We start from the raw sequence: 3157 nt of genomic DNA, 5'->3' as shown, positions 1-3157 counted from the left end.
TAATACAACCATGTTAAATATTTTTTAAATGCTTGCATAGCTTATATTATAGGCATTGACATCACTAAATTATAGTTATTAAAAGTTACTAAATTTCCATAGTCACCATAAAAATACCGGAAGAACCGGAATTTCCAACTCTACGAATTTTTAAGGTGTACATAAGTTAATAGCCTCTTTATAAGAGTATTACTATTGTAATAACACATTTTTTAGTGCGTGACTAAAAATTTTTGCTTTTAAACCCGTCTAATCCCGTGTTAACTCCTGGGGTGAAGCCCCAGGAGTGTGTAATGTCGTCATATCGCCATTTACTGACTTCACCAGCAGGGGACAGCATCGATAAGGCCGCCGCCGCCGCTAACCACACCCTAGTATTAACCCCTGTTCACCGGGATGGGGTTAAATAAAGTGCAGGTGTTCTCGGAAAGGGCTGTTATCGATAACTAAAAATGAATACAGATATACTATCTACAGAAGTCTTAAATGCTTCTCTTGATGCCTCTGTTGGCACAAGCTTTTCTCAAACTCTTAACACTGAGCCTGACGTGCTATCTCAATTACTCGCAGACAAGCGATCGCTTAATACACGCATTGCATACGAAAAAGATGTCAAGGACTTTTTTAAGGTGATGACGGGTAAAATTCCTACGCCTGATGTGGTTTTAGAGTTCCTACACCTAGAACAAGGTCAAGCTATGGTTGTGGTTCTCAAGTATAAGGCACAGTTGATCCGCAAGGGTCTAAAGGAAGCAACTGTTAACCGCCGTATGGCTGCTATCAAAAGTCTGGTGGTGACTGGCCGCAAGTTGGGGGTGTGCCATTACAGTCTAGAAGATATCGAATCGGAACGGGTGCAAAACTACCGCGATACTTCTGGAATTGACCGGGGGACTTTTGAGTTAATTCTGAATCAGTGTGATTTGACCACCGATAAGGGTAAACGTGATTATGCTATCCTGCGTCTGCTTTGGGGTAATGCCCTGAGACGGAATGAGGTGTGTCAATTAAATGTGGGGGATTTTGACCCGGAAACTAAGACACTCAGGATTTTAGGTAAGGGACGGGGGACACAATCAGAAGTTATTGATTTGGGTGGGGGGACGGTAGCAGCTATTTCTCAATGGTTGGAGTGTAGACCAGGGGTTAAGGATAATTCAGCTTTGTTTGTGGCTGTGGACTTTGCTAATGCTGGGGGGCGTTTGACTGGGGATGGACTGCGAAAAATGTTGGTGAAGTTGTCACAGAAGGCTGGGATTAAAAAGCAGATGTCACCGCACCGTATCCGTCATAGTGCTATCACTGCGGCTTTGGATGCTACTGATGGTAATGTCAGGAAGGTACAAAAACTCAGTCGTCACCGGAAATTGGACACTTTAATGATCTACGATGATAACCGGCACAAAGACCAGGGGGCGATTACTGATTTACTTGATGGTATGTTTTAGCGGTATTGAGCCGGGATACCCTCTCAATGGGACATGGTTCTGTTAATAGATGACGGCTTCCAATCATCTAGTAGTTGTCGAGCCAATATTAATTCACTTAGATATGCACTCACTTCTGATTTTTGACTTTTTAGAGTAGAAACAATCTCTTTTGATTCAGATTCTCTCTTTACCCTTTGTGTCAGCGAATTATCAAAAATATTCAGAAATCTATTGATATAATCATTAATTTGCTCTTCCCCTTTCCGAAAGTTTTCGGTTACTTGTTCGTCAATAACACCCTTGAGTGAACCTATGTTTCTCTTTACTTGCTCATCTATCTTGTCTTTAATTCCTTGAGCAGTCAGCCGTAAATCAATTTCATAGTAAGATACTTCTGTTTTCATAACAACATCTTGTTCATAGACATGAGGACTTGCACAACAACGTTCCTCTTGCATAGTTATTTTCTTAACTCTTTCAAAAATTTTTCGTTGTTCTTGAATTTTAGTATCAATGCCAGAAAATTCAAATTTAGGAAACTGAATTGCATTAGTACCAATCTTTACTTGCAAAGTCTTACCAATATACTGAGATAATTCATCAGAAATAGCTTGTATTTCTTGTTGAATTTGCTGAACTAAGTCTTCCTGAATCTTTGTACCTTCTCTAACGAGTCTGTCTTGTGTATCCAACCAAAAGTTATGAACTATAGGAGCGCAGTAATCATTAATAATTTTACCTATTTCTTTAGCATCTTTTTTGTTTTTTACCTTGATTTTATATGGATCTGAAGTTGAATCATCTTGAACCCATGAAGTAACTTTATTCCAAATGAATGAGACAAGATTTGAGTTTTCTTTACTAGATAGAGAACCCGAATTTTTAGCTTGTTCTTCTGCTACTTTATCAATTTCTATATCTATACGATTTTTAGCTGTTTCAGCAAACTTATAAATTTCTTGCCTAAGAGTTTTGAATAATCTTTTCTTTTGCGACTCTACAAACTTTTCTACACTTGCTAACTTATTTTCAATTGACTCAAAACGTTGTTTATATTCCTCTATTTTTTGTTGTAGTTCCTCAAATTCTAACTCCCAACCGCGAATTTCTGTAGTAAGCATATCAGCTACAGATTGAGCAGCTTTATTCAGAACAGCTAAGACATCACTCAATAAATTCCATCCTGAAGTTTGCACAATATTTTTAATTACTGTCTCTTCAATTTTGGGAATACCACTATCTTTTAAAGCTTGGGGTGCAATTTCTTCTGGTAAAGGAATAATTCTCCTACCTTTTTCATCTCTTTCAGCATATCTAACACTATAAAAGTTTTCAAAATCCTTAATATGGCTATCAGTTGCCTTTCCTTCTTGAATGAGCTTAGATAATAAAGCCTGTCTAGCAATAACTGGGTAAATATTTGGTTCAGGAATACCAAAGCTAACCAAACTCATTCTTAAAGATTCTATCACATCTTCAATCTTTCTATCACTTTCTCCTTTCATATCTACTTTGTTAAGTACAAAGTACATTTTTCCTGTATTTTGTGCTAAAAAGTCCTGGCGGTTTTCAATTAAATCTTGCAGCAATTCTAAATTTATTGTAAGCGTTCAGGGGGTATAAAGAAGAAGAAAACAACCCCCGAAGTCAAGCAATCAAATTATGCAGCTTTCGACAAGTCAGAATCATCAGAACAAGCAGTAGCTTCTGGAAGCAGAGAAGGAGTG

2 protein-coding genes are annotated in these 3157 nt (G+C 37.9%); one reads left to right on the top strand and one right to left on the bottom strand.

What is annotated here, in order from left to right:
* Positions 1-452 precede the first annotated feature (452 nt).
* A complete protein-coding gene (locus VB620_RS20790) occupies positions 453-1448 on the top strand; it encodes a tyrosine-type recombinase/integrase (protein WP_323198055.1) in 996 nt (331 codons plus the stop codon).
* 23 nt (positions 1449-1471) lie between these two features.
* On the opposite strand, the gene VB620_RS20785 is transcribed toward VB620_RS20790, so the two are convergent.
* Positions 1472-3019 carry a hypothetical protein gene (locus VB620_RS20785; protein ID WP_323198054.1) on the bottom strand — a complete coding sequence of 516 codons (1548 nt, stop codon included), beginning with the start codon at positions 3017-3019 and terminating at the stop codon, positions 1472-1474.
* Positions 3020-3157 lie beyond the last annotated feature (138 nt).

Source organism: Nodularia harveyana UHCC-0300 (genome assembly GCF_034931085.1).
Lineage (GTDB): Bacteria > Cyanobacteriota > Cyanobacteriia > Cyanobacteriales > Nostocaceae > Nodularia > Nodularia harveyana.
This window is presented reverse-complemented; position numbering and strand designations above follow the sequence as displayed.